Consider the following 17612-nt stretch of genomic DNA (forward strand, 5'->3'; position numbering starts at 1 on the left):
CATTAAAGAAAAAATAAGGTCTAGTACGAAAAGTCGAAAGTAACTAAGATTTTACAGCAAGTGTAAACGAAAAAAAGTTCAAGCAAGCAAACCTAGAAGGTAAAGCAAGAAAGGGCGTATGGGGAATGCCTAGGCACACTCCGGCGAAGAAGGACGCAGCAAACAGCGAAATGCGACGGTGAGCGGTAAGCACGTGAAGAGCCGTCGATATCCGAATGGGGGAACCCACACGGAGTCATATCCGTGTATCACATGTCGAATACATAGACATGATGAGGCGAGACGCAGGGAACTGAAACATCTAAGTACCTGCAGGAAGAGAAAATAAGAATGATTTTCTGAGTAGCGGCGAGCGAAAGGGAAAGAGCCCAAACCGATCTGAGGATCGGGGTAGTAGGATCATTGAGAAATCAAACAGAGGATCATAGAGGAATCACATGGGAAGGTGAGCGAGAGAGGGTGAGAGCCCCGTACTCGAAATGAGAGACTGGAGAGAGATGACACCTGAGTAGGGCGGGACACGAGAAATCCTGTCTGAATCAGCCGGGACCATCCGGCAAGGCTAAATACGAGAGAGTGACCGATAGTGAACCAGTACCGTGAGGGAAAGGTGAAAAGAACCCCGGGAGGGGAGTGAAAGAGAACCTGAAACCATATGCCTACAAGAAGTCAGAGCCCGTTAAAGGGTGATGGCGTGCCTTTTGTAGAATGAACCGGCGAGTTACTGTATGGAGCGAGGTTAAGCAGGATATGCGGAGCCGAAGCGAAAGCGAGTCTTAAGAGGGCGCGAGTTGCATGCAGTAGACCCGAAACCGGGTGATCTAGCCATGACCAGGTTGAAGTTGGGGTAAAACCCGATGGAGGACCGAACCGACCCCCGTTGAAACGTTGGCGGATGAGTTGTGGCTAGGGGTGAAATTCCAATCGAACCCGGAGATAGCTGGTTCTCCCCGAAATAGCTTTAGGGCTAGCGTCGAGAGAAGAGTTGCGTGAAGGTAGAGCACTGAATATGTGATGGCCCCATCTCGGGGTACTGAGCATAATCAAACTGCGAATGTCACGCCAACATGCTCGGCAGTCAGACAGCGGGTGATAAGGTCCGTTGTCAAGAGGGAAACAGCCCAGACCATCAGCTAAGGTCCCAAAATGTATGCTAAGTGGAAAAGGATGTGGAGATGTACAGACAACTAGGAGGTTGGCTCAGAAGCAGCCATCCTTTAAAGAGTGCGTAACAGCTCACTAGTCGAATGACTCTGCGCCGATAATTTACCGGGGCTAAGCATACTACCGAAGCTATGGATCCCAAGGGATGGTAGGGGAGCGTTCCATGAACGGAGAAGTACGACCGAAAGGACGTGTGGAGATCATGGAAGAGAGAATGCCGGTGTGAGTAGCGGAACGTGGGTGAGAATCCCACGCACCGAAAACCCAAGGTTTCCAGAGGAAGGTTCGTCCGCTCTGGGTAAGTCGGGACCTAAGGCGAGGCCGAAAGGCGTAGTCGATGGACAACAGGTAGAGATTCCTGTACCCGTATATATGTGAAGGAATGACGGAGAGAGGAAGCTGCAGCCAGCGGCTGGAAGAGCTGGTGCAAGCGAGATATCGGGATGGCAGGCAAATCCACCATCCGAAACGAGAAGGCGTGAAGCGTACGGAAAGCTACGGCGAGTACGGAAGGCAGTGGAGGAACTTCCAAGAAAAGTTTCTAACGTTAAGTATATATGGCCCGTACCGAAAATGGACACACATGGGTGAGGAGAGAATCCTAAGGTGAGCGAGAGAACTATAGCTAAGGAACTCTGCAAAATGACTCCGTAACTTAGGGAGAAGGAGTGCTCATAGAGATATGAGCCGCAGTGAAACGGCCCAAGCGACTGTTTACCAAAAACACAGCTCTCTGCTAAGCCGCAAGGCGAAGTATAGGGGGTGACGCCTGCCCGGTGCTGGAAGGTTAAGGGGAGGGGTTAACGCAAGTGAAGCCCTGAACTGAAGCCCCAGTAAACGGCGGCCGTAACTATAACGGTCCTAAGGTAGCGAAATTCCTTGTCAGGTAAGTTCTGACCCGCACGAAAGGCGTAACGATTTGGGCGCTGTCTCAGCTGTAGACTCGGTGAAGTCTTAGTACCTGTGAAGATGCAGGTTACCCGCGACTAGACGGAAAGACCCCATGGAGCTTCACTGCAGGTTGATATTGGGATTTGATGCAGCATGTACAGGATAGGTAGGAGGCAAAGAGATGGATACGCCAGTATTCAAGGAGCCGCTGTTGGGATACTACCCCTGTTGTATTGGATTTCTAACCGGACGACGTAGAGCCGTTGACGGGACAGTGTCAGTCGGGCAGTTTGACTGGGGCGGTCGCCTCCCAAAGAGTAACGGAGGCGCCCAAAGATACCCTCAGCTTGGATGGAAACCAAGCGCAGAGTGCAAAGGCAAAAGGGTGTTTGACTGCGAGACCCACAAGTCGAGCAGGGACGAAAGTCGGGCTTAGTGATCCGGCGGTGCTGAATGGAAAGGCCGTCGCTCAACGGATAAAAGCTACCCTGGGGATAACAGGCTGATCTCCCCCAAGAGTTCACATCGACGGGGAGGTTTGGCACCTCGATGTCGGCTCATCGCATCCTGGAGCTGAAGTCGGTTCCAAGGGTTGGGCTGTTCGCCCATTAAAGCGGTACGCGAGCTGGGTTCAGAACGTCGTGAGACAGTTCGGTCCCTATCTGTCGTGGGCGCAGGAAATTTGAGAAGAGCTGTCCTCAGTACGAGAGGACCGGGATGGACGCATCAATGGTGGACCAGTTGTCACGCCAGTGGCATAGCTGGGTAGCTAAATGCGGAAGGGATAAACGCTGAAGGCATCTAAGTGTGAAACCCACTTCAAGATGAGATTTCCCATTGCGCAAGCAAGTAAGACCCCTTAAAGACGATAAGGTAGATAGGTCAGGAGTGTAAGCATGGTGACATGTTAAGCGGACTGATACTAATAGGTCGAGGGCTTGACCGAAAAGGCAAGCGAGCTTGAAAGAAGAAAAACTACTGTCTGGTTTTGAGTGTCCTGAAGACACTTGACAAGAAGAATCTGGTAATGATAGCATGATGGACACACCTGTACCCATTCCGAACACAGAAGTTAAGCATCATCGCGGCGAAGATAGTACATTGTGCGAAAATAGCTCGTTGCCAGTTCCTTCTTTTTTTTATGTTTTTACATGATCGTTGACAGGTCATACCCTTGTGGTATGGCTTTTTTAGTATGTATTTGATCATTGATATTAAATATTCTATTTTTTATAGTGATCAAATGTAAGTATTGATATATTTTTTATTGATTATTTAATTTAAAGATAACTTGCTTTAATAACTATCCATTTAAGAATGATTATTTTTATTAAATAATCAAAGCTAAAAGTTCAAAATTAGTATCTATTCTATTAATAAGATGGTTATTTATCCAAAATTATTTCTTTGTAAATTTTTTTATAAAAAAATAAAAAAAAGTATTGCATTATGGACATAATTATCATATAATACCCATGTTGATGTCACGTAGAAGTGCGAGGTTGCTGAAACACCGAAAAGCGTTGTCATGAAACGGCATGTTTCAGGTAATTCGTAACGAGTGAATCAAATCCTATAAGAATTTGAAAGGAGAGAATATCATGGCAAATAATAAAATCAGAATTAGATTAAAATCATTTGATCATAAAATTCTAGATGCGTCAGCAGAAAAAATTATTTCTTCTGCAAAAAAATCAGGTGCTCAAGTAGTTGGTCCAGTACCATTACCTACTGAAAAGGAAGTATATACAATCCTTAGAGCTGTTCACAAATATAAAGATTCACGTGAACAATTTGAAATCAGAACTCACAAACGTTTAATCGACATTGTGAATCCTACGCCAGAAACAGTTGATGTTTTAACTAGATTAGAATTACCTAGCGGTGTAGATATTGAAATTAAATTATAAGAAAGGTAAAAGGTGTAACTCATGAAAGGAATCTTAGGTCGTAAGATTGGAATGACTCAAGTCTTCACTACTGATGGTGTTTTAATCCCAGTTACTGTTGTTGAAGCTACTGAAAACGTAGTATTACAAAAGAAAACAGTTGCAACTGATGGTTATGATGCTGTAAAAGTTGGTTTCGAAGATAAAAGAGAAAAATTAGCAAACAAAGCTGAAAAAGGAATTGCAAACAAAGCTAACACAGCTCCTAAGCGCTTCATTAAAGAATTTCGTTATGACGAAATGATGAGTTATGAAGTTGGAGATAAAATTACTGTTGATAGCTTCGTAGCTGGTGAAGTCGTAGATGTAACAGGAACTTCAAAAGGTAAAGGTTATCAAGGTGTTATTAAGAGACATGGACAACACATTGGTCCTAAAGGACATGGTTCAGGAGCTCATAGAATTGTTGGTTCAATGGGACCAATCGCTCCAAATAGAATCGCTCCAGGTAAAAAATTACCAGGACAAATGGGACATGTAACTCGTACAATTCAAAACTTAGAAGTTGTAGCAGTAGATCCAGAAAACAACTTATTATTAATCAAAGGTTCAGTACCAGGACCTAAAAAAGGTTTAGTTGTTGTTAAAACTGCTATCAAAAAAGCTGGTCAAGTAAATCCAGTACATGAATTAGTAGATTACACTCCAGAAGAAGTTGAAGAAACTGTAGTAGAAGAAGCTGTAGAAGCAGCTGCTGCAGAATAATTTGAAGAAGGAGGAAATGAGAATGCTTAACGTAAAAGTATTTAACCAAGAAGGTGCAGAAGTTAAAGACTTAGAATTAAATGAAGCAGTTTTCGGTATTGAACCACATAAACAAGCTATGTTTGATATGGTCTTATTACAAAGAGCATCTTTAAGACAAGGTACACATAAAGTTAAAAACCGTACTGAAGTTGCTGGTGGTGGAAGAAAACCATGGCGTCAAAAAGGTACAGGTAGAGCTAGACAAGGTTCAACACGTGCTCCACAATGGAGAGGTGGAGGAGTTGTCTTCGGTCCTACACCAAGAAGTTATAAATTCAAATTAAACCGTAAAGTTAGAAGATTAGCTTTAAAATCAGCATTATCTTCAAAAGTTCAAGATAATGAATTTACAGCAATCGATGGAATTTCATTCGAAGCTCCAAAAACTAAACAAATGGTTAAAGTATTAGAAAACTTAAATGCTCCAGTAAAAACATTAATCGTTGTTGATGAAATCACATTAAATGTTGAAAAATCAGCAAGCAATATTCCAGGAGTTAAGTTATTAGATGCTAAACATGTTAATGTTTATGATATCTTAAACAGCGATAAGTTAATTATGACTGAAGCTGCAATTAAAGCTGTTGAGGAGGTATTAGCATAATGGCACACATGACAGATGTATTAAAAAAACCAGTACTTACTGAAAAGTCATTAGCTCTTCAAACTGAAGAAAATAAATATACATTCGATGTAGATTTAGACGCTAACAAAACAGAAGTTAAAATCGCAGTTGAAAAATTATTCAATGTAAAAGTTGAAAAAGTTAACATCATGAATGTTAAACCTAAAGCTAAAAGAATGGGTAGATATGAAGGTAAAACTAACAAAAGAAGAAAAGCTATCGTTAAATTAGCTGAAGGAAATTCAATCAATTATTTTGATGAAGATTAATTGATAAAATATTGGAATAACTCGTTCCAGATAAGAAAAACAGGAGGAAACTAAAGATGGCAATTAAAACATATAAGCCAGTGACAAACGGTCGTCGTAATATGACTTCATTAACTTATGAAGAAATTACAACTAATAAACCTGAAAAATCTTTAGTTGCAAAAAAATCTAAAAACGGTGGACGTAACAACCAAGGTGTGATCACAACTCGTCATCATGGTGGTGGACACAAACAAAAATACCGTATTATCGATTTCAAAAGAAATAAAGATAATATCCCAGGTAAAGTTGCAACTATTGAATATGATCCAAATAGATCAGCAAACATCGCATTAATTAACTATGTAGATGGTGAAAAAAGATATATTTTAGCTCCAAAAGGGTTAGAAGTAGGAATGGAAATCATTTCTGGTGAAGAAGCAGATATCAAAGTTGGTAATGCATTACCAATGGGGAATATGCCAGAAGGTACTGTAATTCACAATATTGAAATGCAACCTGGAAAAGGTGGACAAATCGCAAGATCTGCTGGTGTGTCTGCTCAAATTTTAGGTAAAGAAGGAAAATATGTAACTGTAAGACTTGCATCTGGTGAAGTTAGAAAATTATTATCAGTATGTAGAGCTACAGTTGGTGTAGTAGGAAATGAAGATCATGGTTTAGTAAACTATGGTAAAGCAGGACGTATGAGATGGAAAGGTGTTAGACCTACAGTTCGTGGTTCTGTAATGAACCCTAATGATCACCCTCATGGTGGTGGGGAAGGTAGAACTTCTATCGGACGTAAAGCACCAATGACTCCTTGGGGTAAAAAAGCTATGGGTGTTAAAACTAGAAAGAACAAAAAAGCTTCGACTAAATTAATCGTACGTCGTCGCAATGGTAAATAATAAGGAGGAAAGAAAAAATGGCACGTAGTTTAAAAAAGGGACCATTTGTTGATGCTCATTTAATGAAAAAAGTAGAAGCGTTAAATGAATCAGGTAAAAAAGAAGTTATCAAAACTTGGTCAAGACGTTCAACAATCTTCCCTCAATTTATCGAACATACATTTGCAGTATATAACGGAAAAGAACATATTCCTGTTTACGTTACTGAAGACATGGTTGGTCATAAATTAGGAGAATTCGCTCCAACTAGAACTTTCCATGGTCATGATGCTGACGATAAAAAAGGAAAGAAATAGAGAGGAGAATAGAACATGGAAGCAAAAGCAGTAGCTAAAACAATTCGTGTATCACCTCAAAAAGCAAGATTAGTAGTTGATTTAGTAAGAGGTAAAACAGTTAAAGAAGCACTTGGTATCTTAGAATATACTAATAAAGCTGCTTCTCCTGCAATCTCAAAAGTTGTTAAATCTGCAGCTCAAAATGCAGTATACAACAATGATGCAGATGCAGAAAAATTATATGTTAAAGCAATCTTCGTTGATGAAGGTCCAATTTTAAAAAGATTCGCTGCAAGAGCTAAAGGTAGCGGAACAAGAATTTTAAAAAGAACATGCCACATTACTTGTGTGGTTGATGAAAGATAGGAGGTACTAGAATGGGTCAAAAAGTAAGTCCAGTAGGTTTACGTGTTGGTGTTAACCGTAATTGGGATTCAAGATGGTACGCAAATGATCAAGATTTCGCTGGTTTATTACATGAAGATATTAAAGTTCGTGATTATATTCTTAAAAAACTTAAAACAGCTTCAGTAGCAAAAGTTGAAATCGAAAGATCAAAAAATCGTGTAACAATTTTTGTTCACACATCTAGACCTGGTGTAGTTATCGGTAAAGATGGTGAAGCAGTTGATGCTTTAAGAAAAGAAGTATCTAAATTAGTAAGTAGTAAACAAGTTTTCATTAACATTGTTGAAATTAAAAATCCAGATGTTGTTGCTCAATTAGTAGCAAACAATATTGCAGAACAATTAGAAAATCGTGCATCTTTTAGAACTGTTCAAAAACGTGCTATTCAAAGAGCAATGAGAGCTGGAGCTAAAGGAATTAAAACTAATGTTTCAGGACGTTTAGGTGGAGCTGATATGGCTCGTGCTGAAGGTTACTCTGAAGGGAATGTCCCTCTTCATACTTTAAGAGCTGATATCGATTATGCGACTGCAGAAGCAGATACAACTTATGGTAAATTAGGAGTTAAAGTTTGGATTTGTAAGGGAGAAATCCTTCCTGAAAAAAAGAAAGGGGATAAATAATCATGTTGATGCCTAAAAGAACAAAATACAGAAGACCTCACCGTGTTAGCTACGAAGGTAGAACTAAAGGTGGAGACAAAGTATCATTTGGTGAATTTGGTTTAGTAGCAACTGAAGGTGCTTGGATTACTTCTCGTCAAATTGAAGCAGCACGTATTGCCATCAACCGTTATATGAACCGTGGTGGTAAAGTATGGATTAGAATTTTCCCTCATTTAGCTAAAACTAAAAAACCATTAGAAGTACGTATGGGATCAGGTAAAGGTTCTCCAGAAGAATGGGTAGCAGTAGTTAAAACTGGTAGAGTATTATTTGAAGTTGCTGGTTTAGATGAAGCTACATTAAGAGAAGCTTTAAGACTTGCATCTCATAAATTACCTATTAAATGTAAAATCATTGGAAAGGGTGAATAGTTATGACAGCGCAAGAAATTAGAGAATTAGATACTGAAGCTTTATTAGCTAAAGTTGAAGAATACAAAAAAGAGCTTTTTGGATTAAGATTCCAACAAGCTACAGGACAATTAGAAAACACTGCACGTATTAGACAAGTTCGTAAAACAATCGCTCGTATTAAAACAGTGATTAGAGAAAGAGAATTAAACCAATAGGAGGAGATACAAATGGAAAGAAATAATCGTAAAGTTTATACTGGTACAGTTGTATCTACTAAAATGGATAAAACTATTACAGTGCTAGTTGAAACACATGTAAAACATAAGTTATATGGTAAACGTATGAAATCATCTACAAAATTTCATGCACATGATGAAAATAACACTGCTCAAGTTGGAGATACAGTTAAAATCATGTCAACAAGACCATTATCTGCTACAAAACGTTTCCGTTTAGTAGAAATCGTAAAAAAAGCAGAAACAGTTTAATAAACTCTAAAAGGAGGTAACCGGAATGATTCAAAACGAAAGTAGACTTAAAGTTGCTGATAATACTGGTGCTAAAGAAGTATTAGTAATTCGTAACTTAGGTGGGTCAAATAGAAAAACAAGTAGTATTGGAGATGTTGTTGTAGCAACAGTTAAACAAGCAGCTCCAAATGGTACTGTTAAAAAAGGTGAAGTAGTAAAAGCTGTTATCGTTAGAACTAAATATGCTGTAGGACGTGAAAACGGATCTTACATCAAATTTGATGATAACGCTTGTGTTATTATCAAAGATGACAAGTCTCCAAGAGGGACTCGTATCTTTGGACCAGTTGCAAGAGAGTTAAGAGATGCTGATTTCATGAAAATCGTATCATTAGCTCCAGAAGTATTATAAGGAGGCGTGGCACATGAAAATCCGTGTTGGTGATACTGTTGTAGTTATCGCAGGTAAAGATAAAGGTAAGACAGGTGAAGTGTTACAAGTTCTTGCTAAAGAAGAAAGAGTAATCGTTGAAGGAGTAAACATGGTAACAAAACATGTTAAACCTTCACAAGCTGATCCTGAAGGTGGAATCGTTAACAAAGAAGCTCCAATTCATGTTTCTAATGTTGCATTCTATGATTCAAAATCAAAATCTGCAGTTAAATTAGGATATAAAGTATCTGTAGATGAAAATGGAAAGAAAACTAAAGTACGTGTTAACAAAAAAACAGGTGCAGAAGTTGATTCTAAGAAAAAGAAATAATTGAAAGGAGATAGCAAATGAATCGTTTACAAGAACGTTATGAAAACGAAGTAGTTAAATCGTTAATGGAAAAATTCAATTATTCTTCTAAAATGCAAGCACCAAAAATCGAAAAAATCGTATTAAATATTGGTGTTGGTGATGCAGTATCTAATTCAAAATTATTAGATGATGCAGTTAATGAATTAACATTAATTACTGGTCAAAAACCAGTTGTCACTAGAGCTAAAAAATCAATTGCTGGTTTCAAATTAAGAGAAGGTCAAGCAATCGGTTGTAAAGTCACTTTACGTGGTGAAAGAATGTATGAATTTTTAGATAAATTAGTAAATGTATCTTTACCTCGTGTAAGAGATTTTAGAGGTGTATCAAATAACTCATTCGATGGAAGAGGAAATTATACTTTAGGTGTTAAAGAACAATTAATCTTCCCTGAAATTGATTTTGATAAAGTAAACAAATTAAGAGGAATGGATATCGTATTCGTAACAACAGCTAAAACTGATGAAGAAGGTCATGAGTTATTAGCTCAATTAGGAATGCCTTTCCATAAATAAGGAGGACTTAATAAATGGCTAAAACATCAATGAAAGTGAAACAACAACGTCCTCAAAAATATAAAGTACGTGAATACACACGTTGTGAACGTTGTGGTAGACCACATTCAGTAATTAGAAAGTTCAAACTTTGCAGAATTTGCTTCCGCGAATTAGCTTATAAAGGTGAAATTCCTGGTGTAAAAAAAGCAAGTTGGTAATGATAAAATAATCCGTATTGGAAGGAGGACACGCAAATGGTAATGACAGATCCAATTGCAGATATGTTAACAAGAATCCGTAACGCAAATAATACGTTAAAAGAAGAAGTAAGTATTCCTACTTCAACATTAAAAGTTGGAATCGCTGAAATCTTAAAAAATGAAGGGTTCATTAAAGGGTATAAAGTTGAAGGCGAAGGTGCTGAATCAAACATTATTATCACTTTAAAATATAGAGGAAAAGATAAAGTAATCACTGATTTAAAAAGAATTTCTAAACCAGGGTTACGTGTATATGCAAAAGTAAACGAAATTCCTAGAGTATTAAATGGTTTAGGTATTGTTATTCTATCAACTTCACAAGGTTTAATGACTGATAAAGAAGCTAGAGCTAAACAAGTTGGTGGAGAAGTATTAGCATATATCTGGTAATAAAAAAATTATACAGGAGGTATAACTGATGTCTCGTATCGGTAATAAAATTATCACTGTACCTGAAGGAGTAACTGTTGAAATCGCTGATGATAACACAGTAACAGTTACTGGATCAAAAGGGACTTTAGTGAAACAATTTTCTCCAGTAATTTCATTCAAACAAGAAGGCAATGAAATTACTGTAGTAAGAAGTAGTGAAGAAAAACATGTAAAACAATTACATGGTACAACAAGAGCTTTACTTGCTAACATGATCGAAGGTGTTCATAATGGATATTCTAAAACATTAGAAATCGTTGGTATTGGATACCGTGGTCAAATGAAAGGAAATACATTAGTATTAAATATCGGTTTCTCACATCAAGTTGAAATCGAAGCTGAAGAAGGAGTTAAAGTTGAAACTCCAAATCCAAATACTATCGTAGTTTCTGGAATTGATAAAGAACGTGTTGGTCAAATGGCTGCATTAATTAGATCTAAGAAAAAACCTGAACCTTATAAAGGAAAAGGTATCAAATATAGTGATGAAAGAATCATCAGAAAAGAAGGAAAAACTGCTGGTAAGAAGTAGTCTAAGAGTAAGAAAGGAGCTATCTTTATGGCTAAATTACAATCTCGTAATGATGTACGTTTAAAACGTCATGCTAGAGTTCGTAGAAAAATTAGTGGAACTCCAGAATGTCCACGTTTAAATGTTTTCCGTTCAAATGCTCATATTCACGCTCAAATTATTGATGATGTCAATGGTGTTACATTAGTTAGCGCATCAAGCGTTGAAATGAAATTAGAAAACGGTGGAAACATTGCTGCTGCAACTGCAGTAGGTAAAGAAATTGCAGAAAGAGCAATTGCAAAAGAAATTAAAAATGTAGTATTTGATCGTGGTGGATATATTTATCATGGTCGTGTAAAAGCATTAGCAGAAGCTGCTAGAGAAGCTGGATTAGAATTCTAGAAGGAGGTCAATATGGAACAACGTAAACCAAGAACTAACAATGGTGAAAGAAAACCAAGAAGAAATGGTCAAAGAAGAGCACCAAGAAGAGAAGAAAAAGAATTTGAAGAACGTGTTGTTACTATTAACCGTGTAACAAAAGTAGTAAAAGGTGGACGTAGAATGCGTTTTGCTGCTTTAGTTGTTATTGGAGATAGAAAAGGTAGAGTTGGATTTGGTACTGGTAAAGCTAACGAAGTACCTGATGCAATCAGAAAAGCATGTGAAAATGCTAAACGTAATGTTATCAAAGTACCTTCTGTACATGGTACTATTCCTCATGAAGTAAACGGTGTTTACGGATCAGGAAATGTATTTATTAAACCAGCATCTCAAGGTACTGGAATCATCGCTGGTGGACCAGTTCGTGCTGTTGTCGAATTAGCTGGTTACCGTGATATCTTATCTAAATGTATTGGTTCTAGAACACCAATCAACATGGTAAGAGCAACAATGCAAGGATTAGCTTCATTAAAAACAGTTAATGAAGTTGCTGAATTAAGAGAAAAAACTGTTGATGAAATTTTTGGATAGGAGGCAAACAAAATGGCAAAAGTAAGTATTACACTTAAAAAGAGTCCAATTGGTTGCTTACCAAATCAAAGAAAGACTCTTAAAGCTTTAGGTTTAACTAAAATTAATAAAACTGTTGAATTAGAAAATAACCCTACTACTCAAGGTATGATTAGAGTAGTTGGACACCTAGTAACAGTTGAAGAAAAATAATAGGAGGTGTAACAATGAAACTTCACGAATTACAATATACTGAAGGTGCTCGTAAAGCAAGAAAACGTGTTGGACGTGGTACGAGTTCAGGAAATGGTAAAACAGCAGGTAGAGGTCAAAAAGGTCAAGGAGCTAGATCTGGTGGAGGTAAAAAACCAGGATTCGAAGGTGGACAAACTCCATTATTCATGCGTTTACCTAAAAGAGGATTTACAAACTATACTCGTAAAGAATATGCTATCGTAAATCTTGAAACTTTAAATAAATTTGAAGATGGTGCAACAGTTAATGCTGCTGCGTTAAAAGAAGCAGGAATCATCAAAAAAGAATTAGATGGTGTTAAAGTATTAGGAAATGGTGCTATTGAAAAGAAATTAACTGTTCAAGCTGCTAAATTCTCTAAATCAGCTGTTGCCGCAATTGAAGCTGCAGGTGGAAAAACTGAGGTGATTTAAGATGTTAACTTTTTTGAAGAATGTATTCAAAAAGGGTGAACTTCGTCGAAAAGTCATTTTCACACTTGGAATTTTATTCGTGTACCGTTTAGGTGCAGGAATTACAATTCCAGGTGTTAATGTAGGTTCATTAAGTAGTAGTGATGCTACAAATGGAATTTTCGGAATCATGAATTTACTTGGTGGAGGTACCTTGGAAAGATTTTCTCTTTTCGCTTTAGGTGTTTCACCATACATTACATCATCTATTATAATTGAATTATTATCGATGGATGTTATTCCAGCGTTAACACGCTGGCGTAAAGAAGGTAACACAGGTAAGAAGAAAAAAGACCGTGTTACTCGTGTATTAACTTTATTATTAGCTGCGTTACAAGGTGGAGTTTTAACTTATGCCTTTGATACAAGTTATAATATATTAGTTGATACTTCAATCTGGTCATATATTTATGTAGTGCTCATTATGATGGCTGGAAGTATGTTAGCTATTTGGTTAGGTGATCAAATTACTCAAAAAGGAATTGGTAATGGTGTTTCATTACTAATCTTTACAGGAATTGTTTCAAACTTACCAAATGCATTCTTAACAACTTATAATAACCTCGTCACTTATGATAGTGGAATGTGGTTAGATATTGCTTGGTATGTATTATTTGTTGTGGTTTATCTTTCAATTGTAGTCTTTGTAGTATTTACTGAAGGCGCAATAAGAAAAATCCCAGTCAATTATGCATCTAGTACAAGTGTAACAATGAGAGCTAGGGAACAAACACATATGCCTATTAAAATTAATAGTTCAGGTGTTTTACCAGTAATCTTTGCTTCTTCAGTACTAGCAGCACCAAGAACAATAGTAAGTTTCATGAAAGCATCTAGTACAACTAAGATGATAAATACTATATTTAATTATCAAGAACCTGTTGGTTTCTGTTTATATATTTTAATGATTATAGGATTTACTTTCTTTTATTCAAACTTACAAATTGATGCTGAAAAAATTAGTGATGATTTGAAGAAAAATGGTGGATCAATACCTGGTGTAAGAACTGGTATTGAAACTAAGAACTACATTAAAAGAGTTCTTAATCAAGTAACTGTTGCTGGTTCACTTAATTTATGTATTATTGCTGCAATTCCAATTATTACTCCAATTATTTGGACACAAACTGAAAATGCAAGCCTATCACTTGGTGGTACTGGTTTGATTATCGTTACAGGAGTTGCACTTGAAACAGTAAAACAAATCAAAACATATATTACTAGAAAAGAATATCATGGTTATATTCGTAAATAATAATGATTTCTTTTATGGATTCATAAATATCTAAAGAAATAAATTAATTTTGAAGAAGCAGTTATCAAAGTTAAGAAGTTATGTTTAACGTCTTTATGATATCGATGAAAGCCTGGAGGTTTATTAATGATAATTACTAAAGATGATAGAGAAATTGAATTAATGACTGAAGCAGGTAGAATTGTTGCTTTAGTTCATGAAAAATTGAAAGAAGTTATTGTACCGGGAATAACTACTAACGAAATTGATCAAATTTGTGATAAAATAATTAGGGAACATGGTGCAACACCTTCCTTTCTACATCTTTATGGTTTTCCAAATAGTGTATGTACTTCAATTAATGAAGTTGTAGTACATGGAATACCTAGTAATAGAAAGCTAAAAGATGGAGATATTATTTCAGTTGATGTTGGAGCATGTTACAAAGGATATCATGGTGACAGTGCTTGGACTTATGCAGTAGGAAATGTAAGCAATGAAACAAAAAGACTTATGAATGTTTGTGAAAGTGCTTTATTTGCTGGATTAGAACAAGTAAAACCAGGAGTTAGACTTTCTGATATTTCACATGCAATTGAAGAATATCTTACTAAAAACGGGTGTACTACTCCTCGTGATTATACTGGTCATGGGATTGGAACAAACGTTCACGAAGATCCCGCTGTTCCTAATTACGGAGCTCCTGGGAGAGGTCCTAGATTAAAAAAGGGTATGTGTTTGGCTATTGAACCAATGGCACATTTAGGAGCAAAAGAAACAGTTACTCTTGATGATGGGTGGACTGTTATTACAAAGGATCATTCGTTAGCTGCTCATTATGAACATACAATCGTCATTACTGATGACGGTTATAGAATTCTTACAAAACTTTAATAAAAGGAGTTGAAGAACGATGGCAAAAAAAGATGACGTTATTGAAGTAGAAGCTACTGTTTTAGAAACGTTACCAAATGCAATGTTTAAAGTAGCTTTAGAAAATGGAGTGGAAATTCTTGCTCACGTTTCTGGTAAAATCCGTATGCACTACATTCGCATTTTACCGGGGGATAGAGTTACCGTTGAAATATCTCCATATGATTTAACACGTGGGCGAATTACATTTAGACATAAATAAAAAATCTTCCAAAAGGAGGTAGACAGGATGAAGGTAAGACCATCTGTAAAACCAATGTGTGATAAATGCAGAGTAATTAAAAGAAAAGGGCGCGTAATGATTATTTGCGAAAACCCAAAACATAAACAAAGACAAGGTTAGTATTTAGGAGGAAACAAAATGGCTCGTATTGCAGGTGTAGATATCCCACGTGATAAACGTGTTGTTATCTCATTAACTTATGTATATGGTATCGGTAAATCTACAGCTAAAGAAATCTTAAAAGCTACTGGTATCAGTGAAGATGTAAGAGTTAAAGATTTAACTGAAGAAGAAGTTACAAAAATCAGAAAAGAAGTTGAAAAAATTAAAGTTGAAGGTGACTTACGTAGAGAAGTTCAATTAAACATCAAACGTTTAATGGAAATCGGAAGTTACAGAGGTATGCGTCACCGTAAAGGACTTCCTGTTCGTGGTCAAAAAACTAAAACTAATGCTAGAACTCGTAAGGGTAAAGCTAGACCAATCGCAGGAAAGAAAAAATAATAGGAGGTTGAAAGGAAATGGCTAGAGTAAAACAAACACGTGGTAAAAAACGTGTAAGAAAAAATATTGCAAAAGGTGTTGCACACGTTCATTCTACTTTCAATAATACTATTGTAACAATTACTGATGAACATGGTAACGTATTAACTTGGTCAAGTGCTGGAGCATTAGGTTTCAAAGGATCAAGAAAATCAACACCATTTGCTGCACAAATGGCATCAGAAGCTGCAGCTAAAGCTTCTATGGAACATGGAGTAAAAACTGTAGATGTAAATGTAAAAGGTCCAGGACCAGGACGTGAAGCAGCAGTTAGAGCTTTACAAGCTGCTGGATTAGAAGTTACTTCAATTAATGATGTAACACCAATTCCACATAACGGTTGTCGTCCACCAAAACGTCCTCGTGGATAGTATTATTGTAGTAAATTAGAATACAAAACATTCCTATAGAGGAGGGAACATATGCATAAATTCGAAAAAGCAAACTTTAATATAGATCATTATGACGAAACTGAAAATTATGGTAAGTTCGTCATTGAACCATTAGAAAGAGGATTCGGTATTACTTTAGGTAATGCCTTAAGAAGAGTTTTACTTTCTTCTTTACCTGGTTCTGCTGTTTATGCAATCAAAGTTCAAGGAGCAATCCATGAATTTTCCGCAATTGATGGTGTCGTTGAAGATGTCACAGCAATGATTTTAAATATTAAGAAATTAGTTTTTGATGTAGACAGTGAAGACACTGCTACAATGATTATTGATGTAAAAGGTCCTGCTACTGTAACTGGTGCTGATATTCAATGTCCAGCTGAAGTCAAAATGATTTCAAATGACATGGTAATTGCACATGTTGCAGAAGGTGGTCACTTATATATGGAATTATTTGCTAAAAAAGATCGTGGATATGTATCTGCTGATCAAAATAAAGTAAATATTAACACTCTTGGTGTTATTCCAACAGATTCAATCTTTTCACCAATTGAAAAAGTTGCTTACTCTGTAGAACCAACTCGTGTTGGAGAAAGTGCTAAGTATGATCAATTAGTATTAGAAGTTGAAACTAATGGTTCACTAAAACCATTTGAAGCTATTTCATTAGCAGCAAAAATTTTAGTTGAACATTTAAATATGTTTGTTGAATTAACTGATATAGCTATGAATATGGAAGTTATGTCTGAAACTCAAAGTGATACTACAAATAAAGTATTAGATATGACTATCGAAGAATTAGATTTATCTGTTCGTTCATATAACTGTTTAAAGAGAGCTGGTATTCAAACAGTTCAAGATCTTGCTTCTAAATCAGAAGATGACATGATTAAAGTAAGAAACTTAGGTAAAAAATCATTAAAAGAAGTTAAAGAAAAATTAATTGAATTAGGTTTAGGATTTAAACCTATCGATTAATTCAGAATACTCGAAAAGGAGCGTTAATCTCATGGCTAAAAATAGAAAATTAGGACGCACTTCAGATATTAGAAAATCTATGTTACGTAGTTTAGCTACTGAAGTTATTGTATACGGAAAAGTTGAAACAACTGTAACAAGAGCTAAAGAAGTTCGTAGTGTTGTTGATGAATTAATTACTTTAGGTAAACGTGGAGACTTACATGCAAGAAGACAAGCTGCTGCAGATATGCACAAAGTTGTTGATGAAGCAACTGGAAAAACAGCTGTTCAAATCTTATTTGATGACGTTGCACCTAAATTCAAAGATGTTAATGGTGGATATACTACTATCTTAAAAACATATAACCGTAAAGGTGATAATGCACCAATGGCAATCTTATCATTAACTAAATAATGATGTTGGACTGAAGAAATTCAGTCCTTTTTTATT

Annotated in this window: 29 protein-coding genes and 2 rRNA genes; all 31 read left to right on the forward strand. The window is 36.5% G+C overall.

The annotated features are described in order from the left end of the window. Nucleotides 1–98 precede the first annotated feature (98 nt). The 31 genes from Fi14EGH31_RS02525 to rplQ all read left to right on the forward strand — a co-directional run bounded on the left by Fi14EGH31_RS02525 (nt 99) and on the right by rplQ (nt 17576). Nucleotides 99–3001: ribosomal RNA gene (locus Fi14EGH31_RS02525) — 23S ribosomal RNA — on the forward strand. Between the two features lie 74 nt (nt 3002–3075). Further along, a 5S ribosomal RNA gene (gene rrf / locus Fi14EGH31_RS02530) occupies nt 3076–3183 on the forward strand. 473 nt (nt 3184–3656) lie between these two features. Further along, nucleotides 3657–3965 (forward strand): 30S ribosomal protein S10, encoded by a 309-nt coding sequence (gene rpsJ, locus Fi14EGH31_RS02535; RefSeq protein ID WP_022001346.1) that lies wholly within the window; start codon nt 3657–3659, stop codon nt 3963–3965. A gap of 21 nt (nt 3966–3986) precedes the next feature. Further along, the gene (rplC, locus tag Fi14EGH31_RS02540; RefSeq protein WP_022001347.1) at nt 3987–4709 is read left to right on the forward strand and encodes a 50S ribosomal protein L3; all 723 of its coding nucleotides are present in this window, start codon (nt 3987–3989) and stop codon (nt 4707–4709) included. Between the two features lie 22 nt (nt 4710–4731). Continuing rightward, nucleotides 4732–5355, forward strand: coding sequence for a 50S ribosomal protein L4 (gene rplD, locus Fi14EGH31_RS02545; protein ID WP_022001348.1), 624 nt, complete (start codon nt 4732–4734; stop codon nt 5353–5355). Continuing rightward, nucleotides 5355–5645, forward strand: coding sequence for a 50S ribosomal protein L23 (gene rplW, locus Fi14EGH31_RS02550; RefSeq protein WP_022001349.1), 291 nt, complete (start codon nt 5355–5357; stop codon nt 5643–5645). Before rplD ends, rplW begins: the two co-directional genes overlap by 1 nt. Nucleotides 5646–5701: 56 nt before the next feature. After that, nucleotides 5702–6535 (forward strand): 50S ribosomal protein L2, encoded by an 834-nt coding sequence (rplB, locus tag Fi14EGH31_RS02555; RefSeq protein ID WP_022001350.1) that lies wholly within the window; start codon nt 5702–5704, stop codon nt 6533–6535. Between the two features lie 17 nt (nt 6536–6552). Then, nucleotides 6553–6831 carry a 30S ribosomal protein S19 gene (gene rpsS, locus Fi14EGH31_RS02560; protein WP_022001351.1) on the forward strand — a complete coding sequence of 93 codons (279 nt, stop codon included), beginning with the start codon at nt 6553–6555 and terminating at the stop codon, nt 6829–6831. A 15-nt stretch (nt 6832–6846) separates the two neighbouring features. Continuing rightward, a complete protein-coding gene (gene rplV / locus Fi14EGH31_RS02565; RefSeq protein ID WP_022001352.1) occupies nt 6847–7179 on the forward strand; it encodes a 50S ribosomal protein L22 in 333 nt (110 codons plus the stop codon). Between the two features lie 11 nt (nt 7180–7190). Then, the gene (gene rpsC, locus Fi14EGH31_RS02570) at nt 7191–7844 is read left to right on the forward strand and encodes a 30S ribosomal protein S3 (protein WP_022001353.1); all 654 of its coding nucleotides are present in this window, start codon (nt 7191–7193) and stop codon (nt 7842–7844) included. Nucleotides 7845–7846: 2 nt separating this feature from the next. Continuing rightward, on the forward strand, nt 7847–8257 hold the full coding sequence (gene rplP, locus Fi14EGH31_RS02575) for a 50S ribosomal protein L16 (RefSeq protein ID WP_022001354.1): 411 nt from the start codon (nt 7847–7849) through the stop codon (nt 8255–8257). 2 nt (nt 8258–8259) lie between these two features. Further along, nucleotides 8260–8454 carry a 50S ribosomal protein L29 gene (gene rpmC / locus Fi14EGH31_RS02580; protein WP_022001355.1) on the forward strand — a complete coding sequence of 65 codons (195 nt, stop codon included), beginning with the start codon at nt 8260–8262 and terminating at the stop codon, nt 8452–8454. Between the two features lie 12 nt (nt 8455–8466). Then, a complete protein-coding gene (gene rpsQ, locus Fi14EGH31_RS02585) occupies nt 8467–8727 on the forward strand; it encodes a 30S ribosomal protein S17 (protein WP_022001356.1) in 261 nt (86 codons plus the stop codon). Nucleotides 8728–8752: 25 nt separating this feature from the next. Then, a complete protein-coding gene (gene rplN, locus Fi14EGH31_RS02590) occupies nt 8753–9121 on the forward strand; it encodes a 50S ribosomal protein L14 (protein ID WP_022001357.1) in 369 nt (122 codons plus the stop codon). A gap of 13 nt (nt 9122–9134) precedes the next feature. Then, a complete protein-coding gene (gene rplX / locus Fi14EGH31_RS02595) occupies nt 9135–9473 on the forward strand; it encodes a 50S ribosomal protein L24 (protein WP_032089445.1) in 339 nt (112 codons plus the stop codon). A gap of 17 nt (nt 9474–9490) precedes the next feature. Continuing rightward, on the forward strand, nt 9491–10030 hold the full coding sequence (rplE, locus tag Fi14EGH31_RS02600) for a 50S ribosomal protein L5 (RefSeq protein WP_022001359.1): 540 nt from the start codon (nt 9491–9493) through the stop codon (nt 10028–10030). A gap of 14 nt (nt 10031–10044) precedes the next feature. After that, complete coding sequence (locus tag Fi14EGH31_RS02605) at nt 10045–10230, forward strand: type Z 30S ribosomal protein S14 (RefSeq protein WP_003536834.1); 186 nt, start codon at nt 10045–10047, stop codon at nt 10228–10230. Between the two features lie 36 nt (nt 10231–10266). Beyond that, the gene (gene rpsH / locus Fi14EGH31_RS02610; protein ID WP_022001360.1) at nt 10267–10662 is read left to right on the forward strand and encodes a 30S ribosomal protein S8; all 396 of its coding nucleotides are present in this window, start codon (nt 10267–10269) and stop codon (nt 10660–10662) included. A 28-nt stretch (nt 10663–10690) separates the two neighbouring features. Next, a complete protein-coding gene (rplF, locus tag Fi14EGH31_RS02615; protein WP_022001361.1) occupies nt 10691–11236 on the forward strand; it encodes a 50S ribosomal protein L6 in 546 nt (181 codons plus the stop codon). 27 nt (nt 11237–11263) lie between these two features. After that, complete coding sequence (gene rplR, locus Fi14EGH31_RS02620; protein WP_022001362.1) at nt 11264–11620, forward strand: 50S ribosomal protein L18; 357 nt, start codon at nt 11264–11266, stop codon at nt 11618–11620. A 12-nt stretch (nt 11621–11632) separates the two neighbouring features. Continuing rightward, the gene (gene rpsE, locus Fi14EGH31_RS02625) at nt 11633–12193 is read left to right on the forward strand and encodes a 30S ribosomal protein S5 (RefSeq protein ID WP_022001363.1); all 561 of its coding nucleotides are present in this window, start codon (nt 11633–11635) and stop codon (nt 12191–12193) included. 12 nt (nt 12194–12205) lie between these two features. Further along, nucleotides 12206–12385, forward strand: coding sequence for a 50S ribosomal protein L30 (rpmD, locus tag Fi14EGH31_RS02630; protein WP_022001364.1), 180 nt, complete (start codon nt 12206–12208; stop codon nt 12383–12385). 14 nt (nt 12386–12399) lie between these two features. Then, nucleotides 12400–12840 carry a 50S ribosomal protein L15 gene (gene rplO / locus Fi14EGH31_RS02635; protein WP_022001365.1) on the forward strand — a complete coding sequence of 147 codons (441 nt, stop codon included), beginning with the start codon at nt 12400–12402 and terminating at the stop codon, nt 12838–12840. Between the two features lies 1 nt (nt 12841). Next, nucleotides 12842–14134: a preprotein translocase subunit SecY gene (gene secY / locus Fi14EGH31_RS02640; protein WP_200765107.1), complete on the forward strand. Its 1293-nt coding sequence runs from the start codon at nt 12842–12844 to the stop codon at nt 14132–14134. A 126-nt stretch (nt 14135–14260) separates the two neighbouring features. Continuing rightward, entirely contained in the window at nt 14261–15007 is a 747-nt protein-coding gene (gene map, locus Fi14EGH31_RS02645; RefSeq protein WP_107030635.1) for a type I methionyl aminopeptidase, read from the forward strand. Between the two features lie 19 nt (nt 15008–15026). Continuing rightward, a complete protein-coding gene (infA, locus tag Fi14EGH31_RS02650) occupies nt 15027–15248 on the forward strand; it encodes a translation initiation factor IF-1 (protein WP_022001368.1) in 222 nt (73 codons plus the stop codon). A 27-nt stretch (nt 15249–15275) separates the two neighbouring features. Then, nucleotides 15276–15389: a 50S ribosomal protein L36 gene (gene rpmJ / locus Fi14EGH31_RS02655; RefSeq protein ID WP_022001369.1), complete on the forward strand. Its 114-nt coding sequence runs from the start codon at nt 15276–15278 to the stop codon at nt 15387–15389. A gap of 18 nt (nt 15390–15407) precedes the next feature. Next, complete coding sequence (gene rpsM, locus Fi14EGH31_RS02660) at nt 15408–15773, forward strand: 30S ribosomal protein S13 (RefSeq protein ID WP_022001370.1); 366 nt, start codon at nt 15408–15410, stop codon at nt 15771–15773. A 17-nt stretch (nt 15774–15790) separates the two neighbouring features. After that, a complete protein-coding gene (rpsK, locus tag Fi14EGH31_RS02665) occupies nt 15791–16183 on the forward strand; it encodes a 30S ribosomal protein S11 (RefSeq protein ID WP_022001371.1) in 393 nt (130 codons plus the stop codon). 51 nt (nt 16184–16234) lie between these two features. Beyond that, nucleotides 16235–17179: a DNA-directed RNA polymerase subunit alpha gene (locus Fi14EGH31_RS02670; protein ID WP_022001372.1), complete on the forward strand. Its 945-nt coding sequence runs from the start codon at nt 16235–16237 to the stop codon at nt 17177–17179. A gap of 31 nt (nt 17180–17210) precedes the next feature. Further along, entirely contained in the window at nt 17211–17576 is a 366-nt protein-coding gene (rplQ, locus tag Fi14EGH31_RS02675) for a 50S ribosomal protein L17 (RefSeq protein ID WP_022001373.1), read from the forward strand. The last annotated feature ends 36 nt before the right edge of the window (nt 17577–17612 follow it).

This window comes from Faecalibacillus intestinalis (genome assembly GCF_015097455.1).
GTDB lineage: Bacteria > Bacillota_I > Bacilli_A > Erysipelotrichales > Coprobacillaceae > Faecalibacillus > Faecalibacillus intestinalis.

Excerpts from the sequence above, each read along its gene's own strand:
- rpsJ (WP_022001346.1), top strand. The coding sequence starts at position 3,657 with ATGGCAAATAATAAAATCAGAATTAGATTAAAATCATTTGATCATAAA.
- rplC (WP_022001347.1), top strand. The coding sequence starts at position 3,987 with ATGAAAGGAATCTTAGGTCGTAAGATTGGAATGACTCAAGTCTTCACT.
- rplD (WP_022001348.1), top strand. The coding sequence starts at position 4,732 with ATGCTTAACGTAAAAGTATTTAACCAAGAAGGTGCAGAAGTTAAAGAC.
- rplW (WP_022001349.1), top strand. The coding sequence starts at position 5,355 with ATGGCACACATGACAGATGTATTAAAAAAACCAGTACTTACTGAAAAG.
- rplB (WP_022001350.1), top strand. The coding sequence starts at position 5,702 with ATGGCAATTAAAACATATAAGCCAGTGACAAACGGTCGTCGTAATATG.
- rpsS (WP_022001351.1), top strand. The coding sequence starts at position 6,553 with ATGGCACGTAGTTTAAAAAAGGGACCATTTGTTGATGCTCATTTAATG.
- rplV (WP_022001352.1), top strand. The coding sequence starts at position 6,847 with ATGGAAGCAAAAGCAGTAGCTAAAACAATTCGTGTATCACCTCAAAAA.
- rpsC (WP_022001353.1), top strand. The coding sequence starts at position 7,191 with ATGGGTCAAAAAGTAAGTCCAGTAGGTTTACGTGTTGGTGTTAACCGT.
- rplP (WP_022001354.1), top strand. The coding sequence starts at position 7,847 with ATGTTGATGCCTAAAAGAACAAAATACAGAAGACCTCACCGTGTTAGC.
- rpmC (WP_022001355.1), top strand. The coding sequence starts at position 8,260 with ATGACAGCGCAAGAAATTAGAGAATTAGATACTGAAGCTTTATTAGCT.
- rpsQ (WP_022001356.1), top strand. The coding sequence starts at position 8,467 with ATGGAAAGAAATAATCGTAAAGTTTATACTGGTACAGTTGTATCTACT.
- rplN (WP_022001357.1), top strand. The coding sequence starts at position 8,753 with ATGATTCAAAACGAAAGTAGACTTAAAGTTGCTGATAATACTGGTGCT.
- rplX (WP_032089445.1), top strand. The coding sequence starts at position 9,135 with ATGAAAATCCGTGTTGGTGATACTGTTGTAGTTATCGCAGGTAAAGAT.
- rplE (WP_022001359.1), top strand. The coding sequence starts at position 9,491 with ATGAATCGTTTACAAGAACGTTATGAAAACGAAGTAGTTAAATCGTTA.
- Fi14EGH31_RS02605 (WP_003536834.1), top strand. The coding sequence starts at position 10,045 with ATGGCTAAAACATCAATGAAAGTGAAACAACAACGTCCTCAAAAATAT.
- rpsH (WP_022001360.1), top strand. The coding sequence starts at position 10,267 with ATGGTAATGACAGATCCAATTGCAGATATGTTAACAAGAATCCGTAAC.
- rplF (WP_022001361.1), top strand. The coding sequence starts at position 10,691 with ATGTCTCGTATCGGTAATAAAATTATCACTGTACCTGAAGGAGTAACT.
- rplR (WP_022001362.1), top strand. The coding sequence starts at position 11,264 with ATGGCTAAATTACAATCTCGTAATGATGTACGTTTAAAACGTCATGCT.
- rpsE (WP_022001363.1), top strand. The coding sequence starts at position 11,633 with ATGGAACAACGTAAACCAAGAACTAACAATGGTGAAAGAAAACCAAGA.
- rpmD (WP_022001364.1), top strand. The coding sequence starts at position 12,206 with ATGGCAAAAGTAAGTATTACACTTAAAAAGAGTCCAATTGGTTGCTTA.
- rplO (WP_022001365.1), top strand. The coding sequence starts at position 12,400 with ATGAAACTTCACGAATTACAATATACTGAAGGTGCTCGTAAAGCAAGA.
- secY (WP_200765107.1), top strand. The coding sequence starts at position 12,842 with ATGTTAACTTTTTTGAAGAATGTATTCAAAAAGGGTGAACTTCGTCGA.
- map (WP_107030635.1), top strand. The coding sequence starts at position 14,261 with ATGATAATTACTAAAGATGATAGAGAAATTGAATTAATGACTGAAGCA.
- infA (WP_022001368.1), top strand. The coding sequence starts at position 15,027 with ATGGCAAAAAAAGATGACGTTATTGAAGTAGAAGCTACTGTTTTAGAA.
- rpmJ (WP_022001369.1), top strand. The coding sequence starts at position 15,276 with ATGAAGGTAAGACCATCTGTAAAACCAATGTGTGATAAATGCAGAGTA.
- rpsM (WP_022001370.1), top strand. The coding sequence starts at position 15,408 with ATGGCTCGTATTGCAGGTGTAGATATCCCACGTGATAAACGTGTTGTT.
- rpsK (WP_022001371.1), top strand. The coding sequence starts at position 15,791 with ATGGCTAGAGTAAAACAAACACGTGGTAAAAAACGTGTAAGAAAAAAT.
- Fi14EGH31_RS02670 (WP_022001372.1), top strand. The coding sequence starts at position 16,235 with ATGCATAAATTCGAAAAAGCAAACTTTAATATAGATCATTATGACGAA.
- rplQ (WP_022001373.1), top strand. The coding sequence starts at position 17,211 with ATGGCTAAAAATAGAAAATTAGGACGCACTTCAGATATTAGAAAATCT.